This is a genomic window from Demequina oxidasica (assembly GCF_000975115.1).
In the GTDB taxonomy this organism is placed as follows: domain Bacteria; phylum Actinomycetota; class Actinomycetes; order Actinomycetales; family Demequinaceae; genus Demequina; species Demequina oxidasica.
In genome coordinates, this window is the sequence record NZ_BBRE01000001.1 from 1,320,288 (window position 1) to 1,343,268 (window position 22,981).

At 65.8% G+C, this 22,981-nt stretch carries 28 protein-coding genes; 23 read left to right on the top strand and 5 right to left on the bottom strand.

Going from position 1 to position 22,981, the window contains the following annotated elements; translation table 11 throughout:
- From AOP77_RS12360 to AOP77_RS06070, 4 genes are all read left to right on the top strand, one after another.
- Positions 1–406 (top strand): hypothetical protein (locus AOP77_RS12360; RefSeq protein ID WP_201774093.1); only part of this gene is annotated, 406 nt, incomplete at its 5' end.
- Between the two features lie 71 nt (positions 407–477).
- Positions 478–1,041, top strand: a complete 564-nt coding sequence (locus AOP77_RS06060; protein ID WP_062210647.1) for a LemA family protein — start codon at positions 478–480, stop codon at positions 1,039–1,041.
- A gap of 29 nt (positions 1,042–1,070) precedes the next feature.
- Complete coding sequence (locus tag AOP77_RS06065; protein WP_062210650.1) at positions 1,071–1,778, top strand: hypothetical protein; 708 nt, start codon at positions 1,071–1,073, stop codon at positions 1,776–1,778.
- 3 nt (positions 1,779–1,781) lie between these two features.
- Complete coding sequence (locus tag AOP77_RS06070; RefSeq protein ID WP_062210653.1) at positions 1,782–2,522, top strand: hypothetical protein; 741 nt, start codon at positions 1,782–1,784, stop codon at positions 2,520–2,522.
- Between the two features lie 16 nt (positions 2,523–2,538).
- Here the strand turns inward: AOP77_RS06070 and AOP77_RS06075 are convergent, their stop codons facing one another.
- On the bottom strand, positions 2,539–3,276 hold the full coding sequence (locus tag AOP77_RS06075; RefSeq protein ID WP_084622428.1) for a VTT domain-containing protein: 738 nt from the start codon (positions 3,274–3,276) through the stop codon (positions 2,539–2,541).
- Positions 3,277–3,341: 65 nt separating this feature from the next.
- Between AOP77_RS06075 and AOP77_RS06080 the strand changes: the two genes are divergently transcribed.
- The 7 genes from AOP77_RS06080 to AOP77_RS06110 all read left to right on the top strand — a co-directional run bounded on the left by AOP77_RS06080 (position 3,342) and on the right by AOP77_RS06110 (position 10,572).
- Entirely contained in the window at positions 3,342–4,241 is a 900-nt protein-coding gene (locus AOP77_RS06080) for an ABC transporter ATP-binding protein (RefSeq protein WP_062210659.1), read from the top strand.
- Positions 4,238–5,452, top strand: coding sequence for an ABC transporter permease (locus tag AOP77_RS12510; RefSeq protein ID WP_062210662.1), 1,215 nt, complete (start codon positions 4,238–4,240; stop codon positions 5,450–5,452). Before AOP77_RS06080 ends, AOP77_RS12510 begins: the two co-directional genes overlap by 4 nt.
- Positions 5,453–5,508: 56 nt before the next feature.
- The gene (locus AOP77_RS06090; protein ID WP_236685774.1) at positions 5,509–6,123 is read left to right on the top strand and encodes a TrmH family RNA methyltransferase; all 615 of its coding nucleotides are present in this window, start codon (positions 5,509–5,511) and stop codon (positions 6,121–6,123) included.
- Positions 6,124–6,349: 226 nt separating this feature from the next.
- Positions 6,350–6,709, top strand: a complete 360-nt coding sequence (locus AOP77_RS06095; RefSeq protein WP_062210665.1) for a YciI family protein — start codon at positions 6,350–6,352, stop codon at positions 6,707–6,709.
- A 44-nt stretch (positions 6,710–6,753) separates the two neighbouring features.
- Positions 6,754–8,025: an RNA polymerase sigma factor gene (locus tag AOP77_RS06100; protein ID WP_062210668.1), complete on the top strand. Its 1,272-nt coding sequence runs from the start codon at positions 6,754–6,756 to the stop codon at positions 8,023–8,025.
- An 89-nt stretch (positions 8,026–8,114) separates the two neighbouring features.
- Positions 8,115–9,134, top strand: a complete 1,020-nt coding sequence (fbaA, locus tag AOP77_RS06105; RefSeq protein WP_062210671.1) for a class II fructose-bisphosphate aldolase — start codon at positions 8,115–8,117, stop codon at positions 9,132–9,134.
- A 145-nt stretch (positions 9,135–9,279) separates the two neighbouring features.
- A complete protein-coding gene (locus AOP77_RS06110) occupies positions 9,280–10,572 on the top strand; it encodes an adenylosuccinate synthase (protein WP_062210674.1) in 1,293 nt (430 codons plus the stop codon).
- Between the two features lie 85 nt (positions 10,573–10,657).
- Here AOP77_RS06110 and AOP77_RS06115 read toward each other — a convergent pair whose 3' ends face one another.
- A complete protein-coding gene (locus AOP77_RS06115; RefSeq protein WP_062210677.1) occupies positions 10,658–10,969 on the bottom strand; it encodes an ArsR/SmtB family transcription factor in 312 nt (103 codons plus the stop codon).
- Between the two features lie 232 nt (positions 10,970–11,201).
- Between AOP77_RS06115 and purD the strand changes: the two genes are divergently transcribed.
- Genes purD through AOP77_RS06145 form a run of 6 tightly spaced genes read left to right on the top strand, consistent with a single transcriptional unit; the run spans position 11,202 to position 15,102 of the window.
- Positions 11,202–12,464 (top strand): phosphoribosylamine--glycine ligase, encoded by a 1,263-nt coding sequence (purD, locus tag AOP77_RS06120; protein WP_062210680.1) that lies wholly within the window; start codon positions 11,202–11,204, stop codon positions 12,462–12,464.
- Entirely contained in the window at positions 12,464–13,357 is an 894-nt protein-coding gene (locus tag AOP77_RS06125) for a phosphoribosylaminoimidazolesuccinocarboxamide synthase (protein WP_062210683.1), read from the top strand. Before purD ends, AOP77_RS06125 begins: the two co-directional genes overlap by 1 nt.
- A 52-nt stretch (positions 13,358–13,409) precedes the next feature.
- A complete protein-coding gene (locus AOP77_RS06130) occupies positions 13,410–13,826 on the top strand; it encodes a hypothetical protein (protein ID WP_062210686.1) in 417 nt (138 codons plus the stop codon).
- A 21-nt stretch (positions 13,827–13,847) separates the two neighbouring features.
- A complete protein-coding gene (gene purS / locus AOP77_RS06135) occupies positions 13,848–14,099 on the top strand; it encodes a phosphoribosylformylglycinamidine synthase subunit PurS (RefSeq protein ID WP_062210689.1) in 252 nt (83 codons plus the stop codon).
- Complete coding sequence (gene purQ / locus AOP77_RS06140; protein WP_062210692.1) at positions 14,100–14,804, top strand: phosphoribosylformylglycinamidine synthase subunit PurQ; 705 nt, start codon at positions 14,100–14,102, stop codon at positions 14,802–14,804. It abuts the gene before it with no gap.
- Between the two features lie 7 nt (positions 14,805–14,811).
- The gene (locus AOP77_RS06145; protein WP_062210695.1) at positions 14,812–15,102 is read left to right on the top strand and encodes an antibiotic biosynthesis monooxygenase family protein; all 291 of its coding nucleotides are present in this window, start codon (positions 14,812–14,814) and stop codon (positions 15,100–15,102) included.
- Between the two features lie 8 nt (positions 15,103–15,110).
- Here the strand turns inward: AOP77_RS06145 and AOP77_RS06150 are convergent, their stop codons facing one another.
- Positions 15,111–16,142 (bottom strand): LLM class flavin-dependent oxidoreductase, encoded by a 1,032-nt coding sequence (locus tag AOP77_RS06150; protein WP_062211542.1) that lies wholly within the window; start codon positions 16,140–16,142, stop codon positions 15,111–15,113.
- 157 nt (positions 16,143–16,299) lie between these two features.
- Between AOP77_RS06150 and AOP77_RS06155 the strand changes: the two genes are divergently transcribed.
- Positions 16,300–16,833, top strand: coding sequence for a ferritin (locus tag AOP77_RS06155; protein WP_062210698.1), 534 nt, complete (start codon positions 16,300–16,302; stop codon positions 16,831–16,833).
- An 81-nt stretch (positions 16,834–16,914) separates the two neighbouring features.
- Here the strand turns inward: AOP77_RS06155 and AOP77_RS06160 are convergent, their stop codons facing one another.
- Positions 16,915–17,565, bottom strand: coding sequence for an FMN-dependent NADH-azoreductase (locus AOP77_RS06160; protein WP_062210701.1), 651 nt, complete (start codon positions 17,563–17,565; stop codon positions 16,915–16,917).
- Between the two features lie 81 nt (positions 17,566–17,646).
- Here AOP77_RS06160 and AOP77_RS06165 point away from each other — a divergent pair, with 81 nt between their 5' ends.
- Positions 17,647–17,988, top strand: a complete 342-nt coding sequence (locus AOP77_RS06165) for a winged helix-turn-helix transcriptional regulator (protein WP_062210704.1) — start codon at positions 17,647–17,649, stop codon at positions 17,986–17,988.
- A gap of 28 nt (positions 17,989–18,016) precedes the next feature.
- Positions 18,017–19,027 carry a GNAT family N-acetyltransferase gene (locus AOP77_RS06170; protein WP_062210707.1) on the top strand — a complete coding sequence of 337 codons (1,011 nt, stop codon included), beginning with the start codon at positions 18,017–18,019 and terminating at the stop codon, positions 19,025–19,027.
- 2 nt (positions 19,028–19,029) lie between these two features.
- On the opposite strand, the gene AOP77_RS06175 is transcribed toward AOP77_RS06170, so the two are convergent.
- Positions 19,030–19,740 (bottom strand): aspartate/glutamate racemase family protein, encoded by a 711-nt coding sequence (locus AOP77_RS06175; RefSeq protein WP_062210710.1) that lies wholly within the window; start codon positions 19,738–19,740, stop codon positions 19,030–19,032.
- Positions 19,741–19,847: 107 nt separating this feature from the next.
- Here AOP77_RS06175 and AOP77_RS06180 point away from each other — a divergent pair, with 107 nt between their 5' ends.
- The 3 genes from AOP77_RS06180 to AOP77_RS06190 are packed head-to-tail and all read left to right on the top strand — an operon-like array spanning position 19,848 to position 22,970.
- On the top strand, positions 19,848–20,243 hold the full coding sequence (locus AOP77_RS06180; RefSeq protein WP_062210713.1) for a heavy metal-responsive transcriptional regulator: 396 nt from the start codon (positions 19,848–19,850) through the stop codon (positions 20,241–20,243).
- 51 nt (positions 20,244–20,294) lie between these two features.
- Entirely contained in the window at positions 20,295–20,525 is a 231-nt protein-coding gene (locus tag AOP77_RS06185) for a heavy-metal-associated domain-containing protein (protein ID WP_062210719.1), read from the top strand.
- 48 nt (positions 20,526–20,573) lie between these two features.
- Positions 20,574–22,970, top strand: coding sequence for a heavy metal translocating P-type ATPase (locus tag AOP77_RS06190; protein WP_062210723.1), 2,397 nt, complete (start codon positions 20,574–20,576; stop codon positions 22,968–22,970).
- Positions 22,971–22,981 lie beyond the last annotated feature (11 nt).

A 22,981-nucleotide genomic window follows, 5' to 3' on the forward strand; every position in this document is an offset into this window, starting at 1 on the left:
CCGCCAGTGGCGGGTGCGAGCAGCAGACCGGCGCTACGCGCACGACGTGTTGGACCCGCGCATGCTTGAGCGACTGACATTGCCCGATGCGCAGGGCGCCATGATCCGCATCGAGGGTGGGGCGGTAATGACCTGGCAGGCGGGTCGCGTGGGGCTCGACGGCCTCGCCGCGCGGCTGGGTGTGCTGACGGCCATCGCGCGACGTATCCCGGATCACGTGCTGCGGGAGTACACCGAGCGCGGCCTCGCCTCGCGCCACGGCAAGTATGCGAGCAGTCCCGGAGCGCATCGGCCGCTCGTGGGCCCAGACTGGGCCATCACCCCCGGCGCCCTGACCTCCGGACGCTACACGGGCATCGGCGCTCAAGACGACGATCCGCAACGACTCGCCCCTCCGACCCTGTAACCAGCGGTCGTCGCGTTCGCCTGTGCGGGGCGCTAGCATCGCACTAGATACTCATCAAAGGGAGTCACATCATGCTGGAGATTTTCCTCATCATCATCTTCGCGTTGATCGTCATCGCGGTGCTATGGGCCATCAGTGCGTACAACGGACTAGTACGCCTGCGCAACCTCGTGCAGGAAGCCTGGCGCCAGATTGACGTCGAACTGCAGCGTCGTCACGACCTCATCCCCAACCTCGTCGAGACGGTCAAGGGCTACGCCGGCCACGAGAAGTCGACTCTTGAAGAGGTCACGCAGGCGCGCACCATTGCCGCGGCCCCTGGATCGACTCCTGGACAGCAGGCCCAGCAGGAGAATGTGCTGACACAGGCGCTCGGACGCCTGTTCGCCGTGGCCGAGGCCTACCCGGACCTCAAGGCCAACCAGAACTTCATGGAGTTGCAGCGCGAACTGACCAACACCGAGGACCGGGTGGCCGCCGGACGCCGTTTCTATAACGCGAACGTCCGCACCATCAATACCAAGGTCGAGACGTTCCCCACGAGCATCATCGCCAACATGTTCGGCTTCCACCGCGAGGAGTACTTCGAGGTGGAGGATCAGGCAGCACGCCAGGCGCCTAACGTTCAGTTCTAATCGCTCCGCTACTTGGGTAAGGGCGACACGTGGGCGGTGAGATGCTGGGCTTAGGCGCGATCTTCTTCCTCATTTTGCTGATCTCTTCCGCCGTGGTGGGTGTGCTCATCTGGCTGGGCGTCGTTCAGGCGCGCAAGAACCGCGAACGGCGGGCGGCTCTTGCTGCTCGCATGACGGCGAAGGGGTACGCCTATGCGCCCCAGGACCCGACGCGCGCCGACCTTTTCCGATCGACGCCCTTTGGGAGCGGCGACTCCCGACGGGCGACCGACCTCGTGTGGGGGGCTCTCAACGGCAGGCCATTTGAGACGTTCGCGTACACCTACGAGACACACACGACCGACTCTAAGGGCCATCGCCAGACCACCACGCACCGCTATCAGATCACCTGGATTCCACTGCCAGCCGCGCTGCCGACAATGCGCTTCACCGCTGACAATGCCGTGATGCGGCTGTTTGCCAAGATGGGCGCCAAGGATCTCCAAGTCGAGTCCCACGAGTTCAACCAGCGGTGGAAGGTGTGGTGCGAGGACGACCGCACCGGGCACGCGGTACTGACCCCCACGCTGGTCGAGAGCTTACTAGCGCCCGGGTGGTACGGCCGCGGGTTGGTGATCGAAGGACGCCTGTTGATGACGTACGTCTCGGGGCACACGGACCTGTCCGACCTCGAGTCCGTGGTCGGAGCGCTCTATCAAATCTTCGATGACATACCTGCGTTCCTACGTGGGGCCTGAAGCGTGATCTTTTCAATTGCCGGCTCCCAAACGGAAAGTACCTTCGATCTTGGGTCGTTTTTCCTGACGTTCTCAGTGGCCGCATTATTCGCCGTGCTGGCGGTTGGATTAATTGGCGGATTCTGGTTCTTTGGGACACGCCGCACCAGGAATCGCCACGATGCGTTGGTGAAGAATGTCGCGGCCAAGGGGTACTCCTACTTGCCCGAGTATCCGGCCCGCACCGCGCTCCTTGACTCCGCCCCGTTCGGACTCGGTGAAACGCGATGGGCTCGCGACGTGGTGTGGGGCAACGTGGACGGACGTCCGTTCGAGACCTTCGCCTACTCGTACGAGCTGGGGAGAAACGAGAAGGGAGGCGGCGAGTACGCGGTCCCGCTACCGTTCCAGATAACGTGGATCCCGTTACCCGCGCCACTACCGCTAATTCGCCTCAGCGCACAACACTGGCTGGTGGAGTCGCGTTCCGTTCTGGGCGACAAGGACTTGGACGTCGAGTCCCACGAGTTCAACGAGCGTTGGACGGTGAGTTGCGCGGACGATCGCCTCGGCCACGCGATCCTTAGCCCGCGGGTGATTGAGCAGTTGCTCGCACCCGTGTGGTCGGGGCGCATCGTGGTGATCGAGCAGCAAATGCTGATGACCTACTCGACCGGGCACACCGACCTGAGTGAGCTCGAGGAGTTGGTGAGCGCGCTGTACGGCGTGGCGGACTCGATACCCGCCTACCTCGGGGATTCGTAGACGACTGAGGCCGGACTTAGGCGGTCGGGGGCTGCTGGGTAGGCGTCACTTCGTCCTCGACGGCGTCGACCACGGCCGCAGCGGCGCGGCGGGCGGCCACGCGGTGGTTGATGGTCTCGATGATGATGGGCAGTAGCGACACGAACACCACCAGGATGAGCGCCACCTCGATGTTCTCGCTCACTACAGGGAACCCGCCCAGCCAGTAGCCCAGCAGAGTGACTCCCACTCCCCACACCACGGCGCCGATCGCGTTGTAGCGTGCGAAGTGACCCCAGTGCATGCGGCCCACGCCGGCCGCGACCGGTACGTAGGTGCGCACGAAGGGCACGAACCGAGCCAGGATGATGGCGCGGGGCCCGTACTTGTCGAAGAACTTCTCCGTTTGGTCCGCGTATTCCTGCTTGAAGAGGCGGGAGTTGGGTCTATTGAAGATTCGGGGGCCGGCGTAGTGACCGATTCCGAATCCAATCTGGTCGCCTACGAACGCCGCGACACCCATAGTGAGTGCCGCCACCCAGATGGGCATGTCAATCGCGCCCGTGCCGACGAACAGTCCCACCGTGAACAGCAACGAGTCGCCGGGTAGGAACGGGAACAGCAGCCCGGTCTCGATGATGATGACGCAGCAGATCGCGAAGACGGCCCATGTGCCCCAACGGTCGAGGAAACCGTTGATCAGATGCTCGGGGTCCAGCCAATCCGGCCCGAGCGTGGGCAAGTGCGCGCCAGCGAGCGCGAGGGCGTGATTCATGGGGCAAGGATACGTGAGCGAGGCGTGCATCACCCCGCGTCGTCCTCGTTGCTAGTGTCGGAGTTGTGTCAGCATCCACCACTCTTTCCGTACGCGGCCTCACCCAGAATTTTGGCGACCGCACCGCACTCGACGACGTGTCCTTTGAGGTTCGTCCCGGCCGGCTCACCGGCTTTGTGGGCGGTAACGGCGCGGGTAAGACCACGACGATGCGGGCCATCGTCGGGGTCCTGACGCCCGATGCTGGGGACGTCACCTTTGGCGATCTGCCGATGACGCTAGGTGTGCGGCGAACCATCGGCTACATGCCGGAGGAGCGGGGCCTGTATCCCAAGATGAAAGTGCTTGAGCAACTGGTCTTTCTCGGTCGGATATTTGGCGTCGACAAGGACGTGGCGCGTGAGCGGGCGGCGCAGTTGTTGGAGGACTTCGGTCTGAGCGACCGCGCGGATGACGTCCTGCACACTCTCTCGCTCGGTAATCAGCAGCGCGTTCAGGTGGCGGCGGCGCTGATCCACGACCCGGCGCTCTTGGTGCTTGACGAGCCCTTCAGCGGCCTCGACCCCAACGCGATGGACGCGATGAGTGTGCGCCTTCGGGAGCGGGCCAGTGCCGGCGTGCCCGTGCTGTTCTCCTCGCACCAACTCGACCTCGTCGAAAAATTGTGCGACGACATCGTCCTGATTCATGAGGGCCGCGTGGTGGCCACCGGCGAGGTGCGCGCCCTGCGTGAGGAGCGCGCCGGTCGCCGCTTCCGAGTACAGGTCGACGGCGTCGCTGATTGGAGACCGAACCTCGGGGGCGTCAGCGTGATCACGACGGAAGCAGACGGCACCACGGTCGAGCTCGCCGATGACGCCGACCCACAAGAGTTGCTCGCTGCGGCGCAGCAGGCGGGCCCCATTGGGCACTTTGGACGTGTCCTTCCCACCCTTGCCGACCTCTTCGCGGAGGTGTCCCGATGAGCACTACCGCAAACCGCTCGGACCTGGTGCGCACCATCGCCGGGCGCGAGATCTCCGTCAAGCTGCACGACAAGGGCTTCATCGCCTCGACCGTCGTGTTCTTGGTCGTCATTGTCGTGGCGACGGTGCTACCCGCGCTGCTTCAAGGCGGCACGCCCTCGTACACGGTGGGCGTGACCCAGGGGGCGCAGTCCGAGGCAGAGATTGCTCAGCAACTAGGTGGACTCAACGACGATGAGCGCCCCGCGGACGTACCTGCGGCGGACATTACGCTCGTCGACGTCGCCAGCGTGGACGAGGGGTTCGCGGACGAGGACGTCGACGCTGTCCTCACCGTCGACGGCCAGGACGCGGTGCTGTCCGGCCGCGCCAGCATGCCCGGTGAGTTGCTGACCTTGGTGACCATCGCCCACGCCCAGACAGTCATCGGCGCCGTGGCGACCGAGGCGGGCCTTGATGCCGACCAGCTCGCGACGCTCACTGCGCCACCCGCACCCCAGGTGGTCCTCGCCGATCCACCCCCGGATTTCGCCGTGCCCCCACAGCTCGTGATCATCGTGTTCGGCTTCCTGTTCTACTTCTCCGTGCTGACGTTCGGCATGTCGATCGCGCAGTCGGTGGTCGAGGAGAAGCAGTCGCGGGTGGTCGAGCTGCTGGTGGCAGCTGTGCCGATTCGCTGGTTGCTGTCCGGCAAGGTGCTCGGCAACGCGGTGCTTGCCATCTCGCAGGTGGCCATCATCATTGGCGCGGGTCTCATCGGCGCGTCGGTGACGGGCGCGAGCGACGTGATCGGTCAGGTCGCGGGGGTGAGCGGATGGTTCCTGGCGTTCTTTGTGGTGGGATTCCTGATGCTCGCGTGCCTGTGGGCAGTGGCCGGATCCCTGGCGTCCCGCATCGAGGACCTGCAATCCACCACTCTCTACATGCAGATCGTGGTCATGGTGCCGTTCTTTGCCGCGGTATTGATCCAGGACGACACCCCGCTCCAGCGCGTATTGTCCTACTTCCCCCTCACCGCACCGCTCCTCATGCCTGCGCGCATGATCCAGGGCACAGCGGCGGGATGGGAGCCGTGGGTAGCCATGGCTCTCGTGCTGCTGACCGCCGCGATCCTGATCGTGGTGGGTGCGCGCCTGTACGCGGGGTCCGTTCTCAACACTTCTCAGCGCTCTCACGTGCGATCCGCCTGGGTCCAAGGAGCCGGCGCGTGAGTGATACCGCCCCTGCGGCGGAAGCCGACCAAGCATCGGGTCTCCCTGAGGAGCCGATGCACGGACTGGGGCCCTGGGAGGGGACGCCTCCCGAGGGCGACCAGTGGGATCAAGACCTGCTGCGCGACGGCGACCGCCGCAACGTGGTGGACCGCTACCGGTACTGGAACCACGACGCGATTGTCGCTGACCTGGACGCGCGCCGGCATGACTTCCACGTAGCGATTGAGAATTGGCAGCACGACTTCAACATCGGCTCCGTGGTCCGCACCGCAAATGCGTTCATGGCCCGCGAGGTGCACATTGTGGGCAACCGCCGCTGGAATCGGCGCGGCGCCATGGTCACCGACCGCTATCAGCACGTCCGCCACCACCCCACCGTCGAGCAGTTCGTGGCGTGGGCGCACGGCGAGGGGCTGGCGGTCATCGGCATCGACAACCTGCCCGGCTCCGTCCCCATCGAGACGTACGACCTGCCCCGCAACTGCGCGCTGGTCTTTGGCCAGGAGAGCGTGGGCCTGACCGACGCGGTGCGGGAGGCGGCAGATGCGACGCTCGCCATCGCGCAGTACGGCTCCACCCGGTCCATCAACGCTGGCGCGGCGGCTGCTATTGCGATGCACTCGTGGGTGCGCCAACATGGAGATGTGAGCGCGGGCCACACCGGCTAGCGGTCCGTTCTTGCCGTGGTCTGCGCTGACAGGCGTGGAGGCGTTCCACTCTTGGAGGCTCGTGATGTCTGCTGTCCCCGTCGTCGGGTCGCCGTCGAGCGCGCGGCCTCGACCAAAAGCTCGTGCTTCAAAGAAAAATGAATAGGGCTGTCTATCTGAGGCGGCCGCTGCGTCATACCAGTGAGACCCGGGATGGGCCCGGGCTCGCCACTACGGAGGACATGCCATGAAGTACTTGCTGATTATTGCCTCGGACCCCACGCTCCCGTCGCCCGCACCCGGCGACGACGACTTTGGCGCGTACATGGACGCCTGGATGGCCTACACCGAGGAACTCGAGAAGGCCGGCGCCTACGTTGGCGGCGAGGCGCTCCTGCCGGCGGATACCGCGACCACCGTGCGCCACGAGGGCGGTGCGACGACCATCGTCGACGGACCGTTCGTGGAGCTCAAGGAGCACCTGGGTGGCTACTACGTGATTGACGTGGACACGCTGGACGACGCCATCGGATGGGCCAAGAAGCTCCCCGTGGGCACCGGCGCGGTCGAGGTGCGCCCCATCATGCCGACGGGACCGGAGAGCTGACGCTTACGCCACGCGACGGCGACCGCGCGGGAGGGGACTCAGCGGTGGACGCCCAACTGACGCGAGTGGCACGCGAGGAGGGCGGGCGCCTGCTCGCCCTCCTCGCGGACCGCGTGGGCGGCATCGATCAGGCGGAGGAGTGCCTGCAGGAGGCGTACCTGCGTGCCGCGACGGCGTGGGACGCGTCAGGAGTCCCTGACAATCCGGCCGCCTGGGTCTACACCGTCGCGCGCAACGCGGGCATCGACCGACTGCGGCGCGAGAAGGCATCGGCGCGCCGCATCGGCGACCAATCCCGCGCGCTCGCCGCTGGCGTCGCCGACGAGGCTGGCCGGGCCGCGGGTCGCGACGGCTCAGCCAACGCGGACGACGATCACGCGTCGGAACTGGTCGAGGAGTACGCGTTGGTCGGCGACGAGCAGCTGCGCCTGATGCTGCTGTGCTGCCACCCGGCGCTGGCGCCCGACGTCCAGGTGGCGCTGACCCTGCGGCTGGCGGGCGGCCTCACGACCGCCGAGATCGCGGCGGCATACCTGGTGCCGGAGGCCACCGTGGCCCAACGAATCGTGCGGGCCAAGCGCAAGATCCGCGATGCGGGCATCCCGCTGACGATTCCGGCCGACCTTTCCGAGCGCGCCGCGGTGCTGACCGCCGCACTCGCGTTGATCTTTAACGAGGGCTACCTCTCTCACACCGAGGCCGCGGGAACGCTGACGCGCACGGAGCTCGCGGACCAGGCCATTCGGCTCACAGCGACGGCGGCCGATGCGCTGCCGGACGAGCCGGAACTTGGGGGATTGCTCGCAGTCGAGTTGTTTCACCGCTCGCGTGAGCGCGCACGCGCCGACGCTGACGGGGTGCTGGTGCGCCTCGATGACCAGGACCGGGCGCTGTGGGATCGCACGATGGTCGCGCGGGGGTACGCGGCCTTGTCGCTCGCTTTGGCGCAGCGGCGCCTGGGCCCGTGGCAGGTTCAGGCGATGATTGCCGCGGAGCACACGCGCGACCAACCGGACTGGGCGCGCATCGTCCGCTATTACGACCTATTGCTCACCTTGACCCCGGGGCCGGTCGCCGAACTTAACCGCGCGGTGGCGGTGGCCGAGGCGGACGGGCCGCAGGCGGGCCTTGACGCGCTGGAGGCAATCGCGGGGCTCGACCAATATCACCTGTTACATGCCGCCCGGGCACACCTGCTGGGACGCGTTGGCAGGGATGCCGAGGCCGGCGCGCAATGGCGCAGAGCGGCCTCGCTCACCCGCAACCCCTCCGAGCTTGCCTTCGTTGCCGCGCGGCTCGTTGAGACCGAGACCTGAGTCGCGGGACCAAGGCCCGGTGCCTTTTGGGCGCGGTTTCTGACAGAATGGGAAGCGGATACGTCCCCCCTTAACTTCAGGAGATAACTATGGCTCTCGCCAATCCCGAGTCTTACAACGCGATGCTCGATGCCGCCAAGGCCGGCTCTTACGCGTTCCCCGCGATCAACATCACGTCCTCGTCCTCGATCACCGCAGCCATCCAGGGCTTCGCGGAGGCCGAGTCCGACGGCATCATCCAGGTCTCGGTTGGCGGTGGCCAGTACGCCTCCGGTTCCACGATCAAGGACCAGGTGGTGGGCTCGCTCGCACTCGCGGCCTACGCTCGCGAGGTTGCTGACAGCTACGGCGTGACCATCGCGCTGCACACCGACCACTGCCACCCTGACTACGTTGACTCATGGCTCCGCCCGCTGCTCGCCGCCTCGACCGAGCGTGTGAAGAACGGCGGAGAGCCCATCTTCCAGTCGCACATGTGGGACGGCTCGCCGGTTCCCATGGCTGACAACCTGTCGCTCGCGCAGGAGCTGCTTGAGCTCTCGCAGGCGGCCAAGACCATTCTCGAGATCGAGATCGGTGTTGTCGGTGGCGAGGAAGACGGTCACACGGCCGAGATCAACGACAAGCTCTACACCACCACCGAAGACGGTCTCGCGACCGTCGAGGCGCTGGGTCTTGGCGAGAAGGGCCGCTACCTGACGGCTCTCACCTTCGGCAACGTGCACGGCGCCTACAAGCCCGGCGCCGTCAAGCTCCGCCCCGAGCTCCTCGGCACCATTCAGGCCGAGGTCGGCGCCAAGTACGGCAAGGACAAGCCTTTCGACCTCGTCTTCCACGGCGGCTCCGGCTCGACCGCAGAAGAGATCGCGGAGGCGGTCAGCCACGGTGTCATCAAGATGAACGTCGACACGGACACGCAGTACGCGTACACGCGTCCCGTGGTCGACCACATGATGAAGAACTACGACGGCGTCCTCAAGGTCGACGGCGAGTGGGGCAACAAGAAGGCCTACGACCCTCGCGCCTGGGGCAAGCTGGCAGAGGCCGGTATGGCCGCTCGCATCGTCGAGGCATGCCAGCAGCTCGGCTCGGCCGGCAAGAAGATTTAAGTACGACTGTGGTGAAGGCCCCCGGAGTCGCACTGACACCGGGGGCTTTCGCACGTCACCGTAAGATAGACACGCATTAGTGACGTGAGTGAGTGCTCACGTTAACCAAGCCCCGGGCGTTGTTTCCGGGTGAGGGGAGGGCCTTGTGCCCGGAGTAGTTATTGTTGGCGCCCAGTGGGGCGATGAAGGCAAGGGCAAGGCGACTGACGTCCTGGGCTCCCGCGTGGACTACGTGGTGAAGTTCAACGGCGGTAACAATGCCGGCCACACCGTGGTGATTGGCGACCAAAAGTTCGCCCTGCACCTCCTGCCTTCCGGCATCTTGTCTCCCGGCGTCACGCCGGTGATCGGCAACGGAGTCGTGGTGGACATCTCAGTGCTCTTCCAGGAGCTCGACGCCATCGAGGAGCGCGGGGTGGACACCTCCAAGCTGCTGATCTCCAACGCTGCCCACGTGATCGCGCCGTACGCGCGGACGCTGGACAACGTCACTGAGCGCTTCCTCGGGTCACGCAAGATTGGCACCACAGGCCGTGGAATCGGCCCGGCGTACGCCGACAAGATCAACCGCCTTGGCATTCGTATGGGCGACTTGTTCGACGACCAGGTGCTGCGCGACAAGATCGAAGGCGCGCTCGAGCAGAAGAACCACCTGCTCGTGAAGGTCTACAACCGCCGTGCGATCGAAGTCGACGAGGTGGTCGAGGAACTGATGCAGTACCGCGAGCGTCTCGCGCCCATGGTGACTGACACCTCGCTGGTGCTCAACGATGCGCTCGACCGTGGCGAGACTGTGCTCTTCGAGGGTGGTCAGGCCACCATGCTGGACGTCGACCACGGCACCTACCCGTTCGTCACGTCGTCCAACGCGACCGCCGGTGGCGCATGCACCGGTTCCGGTGTTGGCCCGACCCGCATCGACTCCGTCATCGGCATCGTGAAGGCGTACACGACCCGCGTGGGCGAGGGTCCCATGCCCACCGAGTTGTTCGACGAGGACGGCATCAAGCTGCAGACCATTGGCGGTGAGTTTGGTGTGACCACCGGACGCACCCGTCGTTGCGGCTGGTATGACGCGGTCATCGCACGCTACTCGGCCCGCATCAACGGTCTGACCGACTTTGTGCTGACCAAGCTCGATGTGCTGACCGGCTGGGAGTCCATCCCGGTGTGTGTCGCGTACGACGTCGATGGCGTTCGCTACGAGGACCTCCCGCAGGACCAGGCCGCCTTCGCCGCAGCCAAGCCCATCTGGGAAGAGTTCCCCGGCTGGACCGAGGACATCTCCGCTTGCCGGACCTTCGACGAGTTGCCGGCGAACGCGCAGAATTACGTGCGCGCGCTTGAGGCGATGTCTGGCTGCCGAATTAGCTCCATCGGAGTGGGGCCAGACCGCGAGCAGACCATTGAGGTCAACGACCTGATTCACGCCCGCTAGCAACCCATGCCTCGTAGCGGTCCCTAGATGTACGTTCTGTGCACCGAAATGATACTGGCGGTCTGTTAGCGCGCGTGTCCGGGTATTAGATCCACAGTGAGCTGATCCAGCGTGAAACTGACTCTGTGGATCCCGGCTCGAGTCGGTAGTGCCGCCACGTGCCGTCCACGGTGACCTCGACGATTCCGGCATTTTCGAGAACTTTGAGGTGTTGCGAGCCGCGTTGCGTCGAGATCCCAAACTTGGTCGCGGCGGAGGCAGCAAGGTTTCCCGCGTATGCGCCGTCGATGATGATGAGTTCAAGGAGGAATCGGCGAACTGGGTGGGCGAGAGCGAGCATCACTTGGTCTAGTTCTATCAGCTCCGCGAATCGCTCTGAAGCGTTTGCCACTCGCATGGGGGCTCCGTTTCCTTGTTCTAGGAATTGCTGGAACAAGGAAAGCAGGGTGCACTGACATGGCGGGGCGCCCGCATCGCAGAGCACTTGTTACCGGGAGCGTCCTGCCACCCCGCCCGCGCCGCCGAGCGCGTTTGCCCATTCGTGTGGGTGGCACAGCGCGAAGTGGGGGTGCTGGGTGCGGGGTGCTGGGTGAGAGGTGGCCCCCTTGCTCCTTCGCTAGACTCGCGGGGTGATCATCCTCATCGTCGGCGGGGGAGCCCGCGAGCATGCCATTGCCCGCTCCCTCCACTTGGACCCCTCAGTTACCGAGCTTCACGCCGCCCCCGGCAACCCGGGCATCGGCAAGGTTGCGACGTTGCACTCGACTGACCAGAACGACGGGATGGCCGTCGCGTCGCTCGCGGCGCAGGTACGTGCGGACCTGGTCGTAGTCGGACCCGAGGCCCCTCTCGTCAATGGCGTGGCCGATGCGGTGCGCAAGGCAGGCATCCCCTGCTTTGGCCCCGGCGCCGCAGCCGCGATGCTTGAAGGATCCAAGGCCTTCGCCAAGGACGTGATGAACGCCGCCAACGTGCCAACTGCCGGCGCGGCCGTGTGCACCGACCGGGAACAGTTGGCCGCCGCACTCGACGAGTTTGGCGCTCCGCACGTCGTCAAGGATGACGGGCTGGCGGCGGGCAAGGGCGTCGTCGTGACCAACGACCGTGCCGAGGCCGATGCTCATGGCGAGTCGATTCTCAGCTCGGGTGGCCAGGTGGTGATCGAGGAGTTCCTCGACGGACCCGAGGTTAGCCTGTTCGTGATCTGCGACGGCACCAACGTGGTTCCGCTTCAGCCCGCGCAGGACTTCAAGCGCGCCTACGACGGTGACGAGGGCCTCAACACCGGCGGCATGGGTGCATACAGCCCGCTGCCGTGGGCCCCGGCCGACCTGGTCGACGAGGTGGTGCGCACCGTCGCCCAGCCGACCGTCGACGAGATGGCCCGTCGCGGCACCCCGTTCCAGGGCGTGCTCTACTGCGGCCTCGCGCTCACCTCACGCGGCGTGCGCGTCATCGAGTTCAATGCGCGCTTTGGTGACCCCGAGACCCAGGTGGTGCTCGCCCGGCTAGAGACCCCGCTCTCCGACCTGTTGATGGCGGCGGCACTGGGACGACTTCCCGAACTACCGAGGCTCGCCTGGCGCGCCGAGTCGGCCGTGACCGTAGTTATTGCGGCCGAGGGCTACCCGGCGGATCCCCGCAAGGGCGACCCCATCACGGGTATCGACGATGCTGAGACGATGGAGGACGTGCACGTGCTTCACGCAGGCACCACCTTTGACGACAACGGTGCGCTCGTGTCCAACGGCGGGCGCGTGCTGTCCGTCGTCGCGGCTGGCCCCGATCTGACCGAGGCTCGCGCGCTCGCGTACGCCGGGGTCGACGCGATCGACCTGCCCGGCTCGCACCACCGCACGGACATCGCGCGGACCGCGGCGGAGGCGAACTGATGGGCGACATCGTTCTGCCCACTCCTCCGGCAGTATCCGGCTGGCGCCACATCTACTCCGGCAAGGTTCGCGACCTGTACGAGCCCATCGAGCCGCACCCGCGCGGTGACGTGGTCCTGGTGGTCGCATCGGACCGCATCAGTGCCTACGACTGGGTCCTGCCCACGACCATCCCGGGCAAGGGTGAGATCCTCACGGCGCTGAGCCTGTGGTGGTTCGACCAGATCCGCGACATCGTCCCCAACCACACGGTGGAATCGTCGGTGCCCGCCGAGGTCGCCGGCCGCGGCATGATCTGCCAGCGCCTGGACATGTTCCCCGTGGAGTGCGTCGCGCGCGGCTACCTGACCGGCTCTGGCCTCGTCGAGTACCGCGACAACGGTCAGGTGTGTGGCGTCCCACTGCCCGATGGCCTGGTGGACGGATCGCGCCTGCGCACCCCGATCTTCACGCCAGCCACCAAGGCTGCCGTGGGCGACCACGACGAGAACGTAAGTTTTGAAGCCGTGGCAGACAGCATCGGCCCCGTAGACGCGGCCGCCTTGCGCGAGATCACGTTGCACGCCTACACGCGTGCGCACGAGATCGCCGCAAGCAAGGGCATCATCCTGGCTGACACCAAGTTCGAGTTTGGTCGCAACGCCGCCGGCGACATCGTGATTGGCGACGAGGTGCTCACCCCGGACTCGAGCCGCTTCTGGCCCGCGGACACGTGGGAGCCGGGTCGTGCTCAGCCAAGTTACGACAAGCAGTTCGTGCGCGACTGGCTCACTTCGTCAGAATCTGGATGGGACAAGTCAGGTGATGTGCCGCCGCCCGAGCTTCCCGACGAGATTGTCGAGAAGACGCGGCAGCGCTACCTCGAGGCGTACGACCGGCTCGCCAAGTCCTAACAATCCTGCCGCACCACCCCAACCTTTTGCGAGCATCGGCCGTCTTATCTGTATGAAGCGTTTTCAACAGTTCCTGGTCCTGGCGGCCATCACCTTCGGAACCGGCGCCGCCCTGACGGGCTGCGCGAGTGGAGCCGCCAGTTCTCCCGGCGAGCAGCAGCAGGTAGTCGAGGGCGTCGAGTACTACCCCGCCTGTGGAAACGAGACGCTGACCTTTGACGGCATGACCTGGTACCAGTTCGACCCCGACAACACCGAGAACTTCCCCACACCCGTCGCGTTCGCGGCGGCGGACTTGCCCGGACTTGGTATGTCGCGTTCGACCAAAGCCGTCGTGGCCCCCGGCCCTGGAGACGACACGGGAACACTGGTCGTCTACGACGGCGGGTACGCGTACTTCCGCTCCGACAGTGGCGACTTCACCACCTGGCTGACCACCGACAAGATCGACTACAACTTTGTCTGCTGAGACTGCCGCTAGACTTTGCGCATGGCCACTATCGTCGTTCACGTGATGCCCAAGCCCGAGATCCTTGACCCGCAGGGCAAGGCTGTCGGCGCCGCACTCCCGCGTCTGGGATTCGACCAGTTTGCCGGCGTTCGCCAAGGCAAGCGGTTCGAACTGACTGTTGACGGGGAGGTCACCGACGAGGTGCTCGCCAAGGCTCGCGAGGCCGCAGAGACGATGCTGTCCAACCCGGTCATCGAAGACGTGGTTTCGGTCGCCATCGAGGAGAACTAGATGACCGCCCGCATCGGCGTCGTTACGTTCCCCGGCACGCTCGACGACCGCGACGCGGCGCGTGCCGTCCGCCTCGCCGGTGCCGAGCCGGTCTCGCTGTTTCACGCGGAGCCCGACCTCAAGGACGTTGACGCGATCGTCCTTCCCGGCGGGTTCAGCTACGGCGACTACCTGCGCGCAGGCGCCATCTCGCGTTTCTCTCCCATCACGGAGAAGATCGTGGACGCCGCGAATGGCGGCATGCCGGTGCTGGGCATCTGCAACGGCTTCCAGGTGCTGACGGAGGTCCACCTACTGCCTGGCTCCATGATCAAGAATGAACACCTGCACTTCATCTGCCGCGACCAGACGCTGCGCGTCGAGAACGCGGACACCGACTGGACCCGGGAATACGAGGCCGGCCAGGACATCATCGTGCCGCTCAAAAACCAGGACGGCCAGTACGTCGCGGACGAGCACACGCTCGACGAGCTCGAGGCCGAGGGTCGCGTGGCCTTCCGCTACGTGGGCTGGAACCCGAATGGTTCGCGACGCGACATCGCCGGCATCACCAACGCTCGAGGCAACGTCGTGGGCCTCATGCCTCACCCCGAGCACGCGGTCGAGCGTGGCTTCGGCCCCGACTCTACCGAGGACGGACGCGCCGGAACCGACGGGCTGACGTTCTTCACGAGCGCTATTTCTAGCTTGCTCGCCAACCCTTAATCACGCGGTGATTCTCGAGTCTGTGGTACTTCCGATTCGTCCGGGAAGCGAAGAAGACTTCGAGGCGGCGTTCGCCAGGGCTGAGCCGCTCATCGTTTGCCAGGCCGGCTACGTCGCGCATTCGCTGCGCAGGGGAGTTGAGCAGCCCTCAACGTACCTGTTGTCCGTCGAGTGGGAGACCGTCGAGGCACATGAAGTGGGCTTCCGCGGCTCCGCTGACTATCAGGAGTGGAAGCGGCTCCTGCACCACTTTTACATCACCCTGCCGCAGGTGTTCCACTACGCGCCCCGGTCCTAGCCTCCTCGCTAGGCCCCCAGGGCGGGCTTGATGTCGCGGGCCAGCACCTCAAACGTGCGCCCGTTGAACTCAGCTCCCAGTTGGTTGGGGACCGTCACCAGGATGGTGTCGGCGGCCATGACGGCCTCGTCCTGGAGGAGCTCCGCCACGATCTTGTCCGGCGCGCCAACGTAGGTCTTGCCGAAGGTGCCCTTGGAGTTGTCGATGTAGCCGATCTGGTCCTCGTTGCCGCCCATGGACTCGCGTGCGAGCATGCCGCCAAAGTAGCGCTCGGATGCGTCGTCGAAGATGGGCATGATGGATCGGCTCACGGAAACGCGTGGCGTGCCGGCGTGTCCAGCCGCTGCCCACGCCTCGCGATAGGCCGCGATCTGGCGAGCCTGGACCGTGCCGAGTGGCTCGCCCGTTGCCTCGAGAATCAGAGTCGAGGACATGAGGTGCATACCAAGTGAGCCGACTCGCTTAGCGCTGTCGGTATTGCCTGCCCCGTACCAGATGCGCTCCGCAAGGCCCGGCGACTGCGGTGTGATCGGCAACTTCTGGCCCGCGAGCGCGTGGGCGTTGGCACCAGGCTCGGCGATCCCCTCGCCGGAGATCGCTTTGCGGAACAGGGCGATGCGCTCGGCAGCGTCCTCAACCGGCAACTTCCCCACAGGGAGCGGGTAGCCAAAACTGGCCGGGCCATCGGCCGCAGGCTCGGGAGAGCCGCGGGAGACGCCTAGTTGAAGGCGCCCTGCGGACACGAGGTCGGCGGTGGCGGCGAGCTCCGCCATGTAAAGCGGGTTCTCGTAGCGCATGTTGATCACGCCGGTACCGAGCTCGATGCGGGACGTGCGCGCGGCCATGGCAGCTAAGAGCGGGAAGGGCGAGGACAGGTTCTGCTCGTAGTGATGCACTCGGATCCAGGCGCCGTCCATGCCGGCCTCCTCGGCCGCGACCGCCAAGTCGATGGTGTCGCGCACGGTCTCGCCGGCGTCACGCGTCCGCGATCCGGGCGCTGCTGACCAGTGGCCAAAGGAGAGAAAGCCAAAATTCTTCAAGAAGCTGTCCAATTGTTGACGTGTCTACTGTCCATCTCAACGTGGGCCGCGGAGCCGTCATTCCCGCATCGGCCCACAATGGCGGGAACAGGCGTGCCTCACTGAGTTGAGCCTGTCCTTGCTAGCGCAAAGTGTGGTCGCGCCCTAGGCTGGCGATATGACAAACGACACCTTTGAATCACTGCTCAGGGCCCAGGTGGGCGTGGAACTCGACGCTCACACGCAGTACATCGCAATTGCCGTGTACTTCGACTCCGAGGACCTCCCCCAGCTCGCTGCACACTTCTACCGCCAGGCGGTTGAGGAGCGCAACCACGGCATGATGATCGTCCAGTACATGCTGGACCGCGACCTCAAGGTCGAGATTCCTGCTGGCAAGGAGCCAAAGAACGGCTTCGGCTCCGTCACCGAGCCCATCGAACTCGCGCTCGCCCAGGAGAAGCAGGTCACCAAGCAGATCGAGGCGCTCTTCGCCGCGGCCCGCGCCGAGGGTGACGTGCTGTCCGAGCAGTTCCTGCTGTGGTTCCTCAAGGAGCAGGTTGAGGAGGTCGCCTCCATGTCGACGCTCCTCACCGTCGCACAGCGGGCCAGCGGCAACCTGTTCGACATTGAGAACTTTGTGGCTCGCGAGCAGGTGGGCGACGGTGGCGTCGACGCCGATGCTCCCGGGGCGGCTGGCGGAGCGCTCTAGCGACCGCTCGAGTCACCTACAACGACAACGGTTCCGCTCGGCCACAGTGGCCGAGCGGAACCGTTCGTGTTTGCGCCGGAGTTAGGAGGCAGCGCCGCGGAGTTCGGCAAGCTCGCGACCGGACTTGCGCGCGACCTCTTCGGCGTCGCTCTTGAGGCCAGCGGCCATTTCGGTGAAGTCGTTCAGCGCGGGGTCCACGCCCACGAGCGTGAACGAGCGCTCCACCACGCGGAGGTCCAGGCCCCAGACGTCCTGGAGGACGCGAACCAGCCACGCGGTCGAGTGGTTCCAGCCCTCCTTGGGGGTGCCATCGTCGTAGTTGCCGCCGAGCACGGTGACGAGCGTCGCTGGCTTGCCCTTGAGTTCGGCCGCGCCGCCAATGCGCGGGTCTGTCAGGACCAGGTCGTACCAGGTCTTGAAGTGCTGCGAGACGCCAAAGTTGTACAGCGGCACGTCGAATAGCAGTGCATCGGCATTAACGAGCTCGTCCGCGAGAGTCTTGGCAAGCGCACCAGCCTCGAGCTGGGCGGGGGAACGGTCCGCCTCGGGAGTGAAGCCGCCGAGTACGGCGTTCTGCCATGCGGTGGCGGGGACGGGATCGGCGGCAACATCGCGACGAGTGACCGCGGATTCGGGGTGTGCCGTGGCCCACTCCTGCTCGACGATGTCGCCGAGCGCGCGGCTTGCTGAGGTGGCGGGCATGATGCTCGCGTCCAGACGGAACAGTGTCATTTCTACTCCAAGTGTTGGGTCTCAATAGTAACTAATAAAAACAAAGTGACTAGACGGAGCGTAGCACGCTAGAATCGGGGCATGGAAACCGAGACCAGTGAGCACAATGAGTGCGATGGCGCAGTCAGCCTCGCCTTTACGATCCTCGGTAAGCGCTGGAACGGCATGATCATCGCCACGCTCGGCAAGGGCCCGCTGTGCTTCGCCGAACTGCGACGCGCGGTGCCCGGCATCAGCGACGCGGTGTTGTCCGACCGACTGTCCGAACTCGCCGAGGTCACCCTGGTCACTCGCAGCGTCAACCCTGGCCCGCCCATCGCCGTCTCTTACGCTCTTACCGACGGCGGCGAGCGCCTGGTGCCCGTGTTGGAGCAGCTCGGCCAGTGGGCCTCGAGCAGTCTGCCATCGCCGGTCAAGGCGTAGCCGCACGCTGCGGACTTAGGCGCGGGACATGCTTTCCATTCGTCGGGTCACACCGGACGATGCCGTGGCCCGGGGCCTCTGGGACGAGCAGCAGGCCGAGATGCGGGTCGTCTACGGAGACGACGGTGACGACACCTTCGATCGCGCGATCGATTCAGCAGCCGTGCATGTGTCGCTGGTAGGGTCGGACGATGCCGGGGAGGCGCTGGCCACCGCGATGCTCCAATGGCCCGCTTACGATCTGCCGCCGGGGACCATAGAGGCCAAGCGGCTTTTCGTCCGCCCCGACCACCGCAGGCGTGGGTACTCGCGGGTCATGATGGGTGCGCTCGAGGCCGCCGCACGCAAGTCTGGCGCCACGAGCATTGCACTCGAGACTGGCACCGAGCAGCCCGCGGCGATCGCGCTGTACGAGGCGCTCGGGTATCACCGCATCGAGCCATACGGCCAGTACCAAGAGGACCCGCGTTCGGTATGTTTTGCGAAGGAATTGCCCACGCGGGTGCTGGTGGTCAACGGAAGCATCGGCGCCGGAAAGACGACCAGCGCCGCTGCGGTCTTCGACTCCCTCGCGGCACGCGGGTCTCGCGCGGCATTCATCGACGGCGACTACCTGTGCCAAGCGGAGCCATCCCCCGCTGATGACCCGTACAGCCAGGCGCTGCTCTTCCAGAACCTCGCTGCCGTGGCGCCCGTGTACCGAGCCCGAGGCTGTGGGCTGATGGTGATCGCGCGCGTGGTCGAGGACGATGCGGACAGGGACCGCTACGCCCAAGCTTTTGTCAGCGACGCGGGGCGAGCGGACGTCAGCATCGTCCGCGTGGACGCCCCGCAGGTGGTGCGCGAGGCGCGCGTGTCCGTGCGCGAGTCAGAGGAAAGGTGGCGCGACTGGGCGCTCGCTCGCACCGTCGAGCTGAGCGACACGCTCGATGACCTGGACCTTGACGACGCGGTCGTAGCGAGCGCGACGGACGCAGGCGAGGACCGTTCGCGCGCAGAGGTGGCCGGCGACATTCTTGATGCGGCCGGATGGGCCTAAGGTTAGGGCTGGTCGTCCAGGCAGAACTTCAGTGCCGCGTCCACGAATAGGCCGGCCGAGTCGAAGTAGGGCACCTCGATGTCGGCCTGCGTGACGACCATGGGGATCTCGGTGCAGCCGGAAATCATTCCCTGTGCGCCCTGGGCCAGCAGTGGATTGAGGATGGCGAGCACCTGCCCGCGCGCTCCCACTGGAACGACGCCCTTGGCGAGCGAGCCGTAGATGAGCTCGTGTAGCTCGCTCAGCGCGGGCTCGGGCGGCGCGATAGTCGTGATGCCGCGCGTCGCCATGTGGTCGCGATAGAAAGGGTCTCGCATCGTGTAGCCAGTGCCAAGCAGGGCGACGGTGTCCAGGCCGGCGGCCAGGACCGCATCGGCGGTCGCGTCGAGCATGTGAATCAAGGGCACGTCGATAGCAGCCTCGACCGCGGGGGCCACCTTGTGCATCGTGTTGGCGCAAATCATGATGGCCTCGGCGCCGGCATTCTGCAGCGCCACGGCATCGGCCGCGAACTCGGACCCCAGGCCACCCCAATCCCCAGCGGCTTGGAGCTCGGCGATGTGCTGGAAGTTGTACGAGCGCACCACGAGGTCGCCCGAGTTGCTCCCGCCCAGGGCGGCGTTGACGCCCTCGTTGATCTCGCGCTCCATCTCGATGGAGCTGTGCCAAGTGATGCCTCCCAGGAGGCCGAGTCGACGGGGTGTGGTTCGCATACTTTTCACACTAGCGGCCGATGCCGGGGCCAGGCACGCGCCGGGTGGCACCATGGGCAAAGACAAACCTTCTAGCCAGATGGAAAGAATCGGCGTATCGTGGAACTATGAAAATTGGCGAACTTGCCGAGGCCGGGCACGTGACGGCGAAGACCGTGCGGTACTACGAGAGCATCGGGCTGATGCCTGCCCCAGGGCGCACTGCCTCCGGCTACCGCGACTACGGGGACGATGCCGTTGACCGGCTGCGCTTTATTCGTGACGCTCAGGCGTCGGGTCTGACGCTTGCTGAGGCGGGGCAGATTCTGGGAATGAAGGACGACGGCGAGTCCACGTGCCAGCACACGCGCGCGCTGGTGGATCGCCACCTCGCGGACATCGACCTGCAGATCGCGAGCCTGCTTGCGGCCAAGGGGGAGCTCACCGCACTGTCGCGCCGGGCGGCAAGTTTGGATCCCGCGAACTGCAACGACCCGAACGCGTGCCAGGTGCTCGCGCACTAGTTTCCGTTCTGACTTGACCTTCCAGCGTACTGTAAGGTCTATGTTGAGGTTATGACCACTTCAACGAACATCATTGAACTCTCAGTAAAGGGCATGACCTGCGAGGGTTGCGCCACCACGGTGCGCGAGGCACTGGTTGCTACCGACGGCATCTCAGCCGCGGACATCGACGTCGCGACCGGAAAGGTCACCGTCCACTCCGACGGCACTGTGCCCGTTGATGACCTCGAATTCTCCATCGACGAGGCCGTGACCCAAGCCGGCTACACCGTAGGCGTCTAGCCCCCGACCACTCCTCATCACTCACGCACCTACGCACGGAGAGCACTCATGAGTACCCCGACTACGCCCAGCACTGAACAGCCGAGTGTCGCTATCAACCTCGCGATCGACGGCATGACGTGTGCAAGCTGCGCCTCGTCCATCCAGGGCGGGCTCGCCAAGCTTCCCGGCACCACAGACGCAACCGTGAACTACGCGACCCGCCGCGCCACCGTCCAGACTGACGGCACCATGGACCGCGCAGAACTCGAGGCCGCGATGCGCACCACCATCGAGGGACTCGGGTACCAGGTGCTCACGCCTCAGCGCTCGAAGTCCGCGGTTGATGGCGGTAGCGGTGACGTGGACCACGACGGCATGAATCACGGTGACATGAACCACGGTGAGAATGGTATGGACATGGGCGACGAGCACGCCGCCCACATGAACGCCGACGCCTCGCGCATCGCTGACTACAAGCGCCGCTTCATCTTCGCGCTTCTCTTCAGCGTGCCTCTGCTCCTGATCTCGATGATTCCGGCATGGCAGTTCGACGGCTGGGAGTGGCTCGCCTTCGCGCTCGCTACCCCGGTCGTGTTCTACGCCGCCTGGCCGTTCCACCGCAGTGCGCTCAAGAGCGCGCGTCACGGCGCCACCAACATGGACACGCTCGTGACCATGGGCACCGGCGCCGCCTGGCTGTGGTCGACCGTTGTGTTGTTCGGAGGTGCGCTGGGCGTCACTGCCTTCCAGAACGGCCACGTCTACTACGAGACGGCCGGGGTCATCATCTCCCTGATCCTGCTGGGCAAGTGGCTCGAGACTCGCTCAACCGCCCGCGCGGGCGACGCCATCCGCGCGCTCAGCTCACGCCAATCCGCGACCGCGCGGCTCGAGGACGGCACGGAGATCTCCCGCGAGGAGCTCGAGGTGGGCATGCGCTTCGTGACGCGCCCCGGCGAGACCATCGCAACTGACGGCACCGTGGTTGACGGAGGTGCCTCCGTGGACGCGAGCCTCGTCACCGGCGAGTCCGTCCCCGTACGCGTCGAGGTGGGCGGCGAGGTGGTGGGCGGCACGGTCGCGACCGACGGCGCGCTCACCATCGAGGCGACCAAGGTGGGCAGCGAGACCATGCTGTCCCAGATCGCCCAGATGGTGGATCAGGCGCAGAACGGCCGGGCACGCGTGCAGCGCCTCGCGGACCGTATCTCGCGCATCTTTGTCCCGGTGGTCCTGGGGATCGCCCTCGTGACCCTCATCCTGTGGATCTCCATCACGGGAGATGTCAACGCGGCCTTCACCGCCGCCGTTGCCGTCATGATCATCAGCTGCCCCTGCGCCCTGGGGCTGGCCACTCCGCTCGCCATCATGGTCGGGACCGGCCGTGGCGCCCAGTTGGGTGTTCTGGTTCGCGGGCCAGAAGCTCTCGAGGACACGCGCTCCGTCAGTACCATCGTGCTCGACAAGACCGGCACCGTGACCGAGGGCAAGATGTCCGTCGTCGACACCGAGACCCCGGGCCTCGAGGGGGATTCGGCAAGTTCTCTGCTCGACGCCATCGCGTCCGTCGAGGACCGCGCCTCGCACCCCATCGCCCAGGCGGTCGCGGACTCCCGTGGCAACCGTCTGAGGGTCAAAGGTTTCAGCAATGTCGCCGGCAAGGGGGTTGTCGCCACGGTGCAGAGCGCGGCCCCGGATGGCTCCAATGCGCTGGTCTACGTGGGCTCGCGCCGACTGTTCGCCAGCGTTCCGGACTACCTCGAGGAGCTCGCGTCCCAGGCCGAGGCCGAGGGCCGCACCGCAATCTTCGCCGGGCGCGCAGCACCCAAGCCCGCGGATTCGAACGACCAAACCACGGCATCGGCCGATGCTGAGGCGCCGGCAGGCGCTGCGGTCGCCGAGGCGATGATTTCCGTAAGCGACACCGTCAAGGCAACCTCGAAGGACGCGATTGCCGCGTTCCGCGAACTGGGTCTCGACGTGGTCCTGCTCACTGGTGACAACGAGCGTGCTGCCCGCGCGGTCGCCGCCCAGGTGGGCATCAGTGAGGTGATCGCGGAGGTTCTTCCCGGCGACAAGTCCGACGTCATCAAGAGGCTCCAAACGGACGGCAAGCGCGTGGCGATGGTGGGCGACGGAATCAACGACGCCCCTGCCCTCGCCCAGGCGGACCTCGGCATCGCGGTCGGCACCGGCACGGACGTGGCGCGCGAAGCATCGGACCTGACCATCGTCTCGGGCGACCTGCGCGCGGCCGCCGATGCGATCGCCCTGTCGCGGCGCACGCTCGGCACCATCCGGGGCAACCTGTTCTGGGCGTTCGCTTACAACGTGGCCGCGATCCCGCTAGCTGCGTTCGGCATTCTTAATCCCATGATTGCGGCAGCCGCCATGGGCGGGTCGAGCTTGTTCGTGGTCGCCAACTCGCTCCGACTGCGCGGCTTCTCGGGATATCGGGGTTAGCTAGAGGGTCA

Bases quoted from the DNA above. Each gene is read 5' to 3' on its own strand.
- AOP77_RS06185 (WP_062210719.1), top strand. From the start codon at position 20,295: ATGACCACTTCAACGAACATCATTGAACTCTCAGTAAAGGGCATGACC.
- AOP77_RS06115 (WP_062210677.1), bottom strand. From the start codon at position 10,969: ATGCGAGTGGCAAACGCTTCAGAGCGATTCGCGGAGCTGATAGAACTA.
- AOP77_RS06060 (WP_062210647.1), top strand. From the start codon at position 478: ATGCTGGAGATTTTCCTCATCATCATCTTCGCGTTGATCGTCATCGCG.
- AOP77_RS06165 (WP_062210704.1), top strand. From the start codon at position 17,647: ATGGAAACCGAGACCAGTGAGCACAATGAGTGCGATGGCGCAGTCAGC.
- AOP77_RS06160 (WP_062210701.1), bottom strand. From the start codon at position 17,565: ATGACACTGTTCCGTCTGGACGCGAGCATCATGCCCGCCACCTCAGCA.
- AOP77_RS06095 (WP_062210665.1), top strand. From the start codon at position 6,350: ATGAAGTACTTGCTGATTATTGCCTCGGACCCCACGCTCCCGTCGCCC.
- AOP77_RS06190 (WP_062210723.1), top strand. From the start codon at position 20,574: ATGAGTACCCCGACTACGCCCAGCACTGAACAGCCGAGTGTCGCTATC.
- fbaA (WP_062210671.1), top strand. From the start codon at position 8,115: ATGGCTCTCGCCAATCCCGAGTCTTACAACGCGATGCTCGATGCCGCC.
- AOP77_RS06075 (WP_084622428.1), bottom strand. From the start codon at position 3,276: ATGAATCACGCCCTCGCGCTCGCTGGCGCGCACTTGCCCACGCTCGGG.
- AOP77_RS06180 (WP_062210713.1), top strand. From the start codon at position 19,848: ATGAAAATTGGCGAACTTGCCGAGGCCGGGCACGTGACGGCGAAGACC.
- AOP77_RS06155 (WP_062210698.1), top strand. From the start codon at position 16,300: ATGACAAACGACACCTTTGAATCACTGCTCAGGGCCCAGGTGGGCGTG.
- AOP77_RS06125 (WP_062210683.1), top strand. From the start codon at position 12,464: ATGGGCGACATCGTTCTGCCCACTCCTCCGGCAGTATCCGGCTGGCGC.
- purS (WP_062210689.1), top strand. From the start codon at position 13,848: ATGGCCACTATCGTCGTTCACGTGATGCCCAAGCCCGAGATCCTTGAC.
- AOP77_RS06175 (WP_062210710.1), bottom strand. From the start codon at position 19,740: ATGCGAACCACACCCCGTCGACTCGGCCTCCTGGGAGGCATCACTTGG.
- AOP77_RS06090 (WP_236685774.1), top strand. From the start codon at position 5,509: ATGCACGGACTGGGGCCCTGGGAGGGGACGCCTCCCGAGGGCGACCAG.
- AOP77_RS12510 (WP_062210662.1), top strand. From the start codon at position 4,238: ATGAGCACTACCGCAAACCGCTCGGACCTGGTGCGCACCATCGCCGGG.
- AOP77_RS06130 (WP_062210686.1), top strand. From the start codon at position 13,410: ATGAAGCGTTTTCAACAGTTCCTGGTCCTGGCGGCCATCACCTTCGGA.
- purQ (WP_062210692.1), top strand. From the start codon at position 14,100: ATGACCGCCCGCATCGGCGTCGTTACGTTCCCCGGCACGCTCGACGAC.
- AOP77_RS06170 (WP_062210707.1), top strand. From the start codon at position 18,017: ATGCTTTCCATTCGTCGGGTCACACCGGACGATGCCGTGGCCCGGGGC.